The organism is Oleiphilus sp. HI0117 (assembly GCF_001635235.1).
Genome location: NZ_LWGA01000565.1, coordinates 1 through 585, shown reverse-complemented (window position 1 = coordinate 585; position 585 = coordinate 1). Strand labels below are relative to the sequence as shown.

At 48.7% G+C, this 585-nt stretch carries 1 protein-coding gene; it reads right to left on the bottom strand.

Annotation, left to right across the window (positions count from 1 at the left end; all coding sequences use genetic code 11):
• Positions 1-22: 22 nt before the first annotated feature.
• The coding region (ccmB, locus tag A3757_RS06220; RefSeq protein WP_068739317.1) for a heme exporter protein CcmB at positions 23-585 on the bottom strand (563 nt) is incomplete at its 5' end.

The window sequence follows — 585 nt, the reverse complement described above, 5'->3', positions numbered from 1 at the left end:
TGATTAAAATACTCGAGCTTCATTAGTTTGAAACACTCATCCGTAGTGCGGCAGCAGACGCAAAGGGCGAAAGTGTAACCGCTAGCACCAGCATGATACCGATAATTGCGAGGTGCCCGCCAACTGGTAAACCGTCAATACTGGCCTGTACCGTACCGGTACCAAATATTAGCACTGGTATAGTCAGTGGTAAGACTAATAGAGAAACCAGCACACCACCAGAGCGCAAGCTTACCGTCAATGCAGCACCAATGCCACCAATTAAGGTGATAACAGGAGTCCCCATGATCAAGGTCAATAAGAGTATTGGCAGGTGTTGAGGGTCAAGATGCAACATGACAGCGAGTAACGGCGACATGACCACAAGCGGCAGAGCAATTAGCAACCAATGAACAAAGGCTTTAACTAGCAGCAGCAGATATAAAGGGTGTGAGCTTAGTACAAGCTGCTCGAGTGAACCGTCGTCGTAGTCGGCCTGGAACAGGCGATCCAAGGAAAGCATTGTAGAAAGTAAGGCAGCAACCCAAACTAAACCAACAGATGCCGTGCCTAGAAAGTCGGGTGAAGGGTCTACGCCTAAGGGAA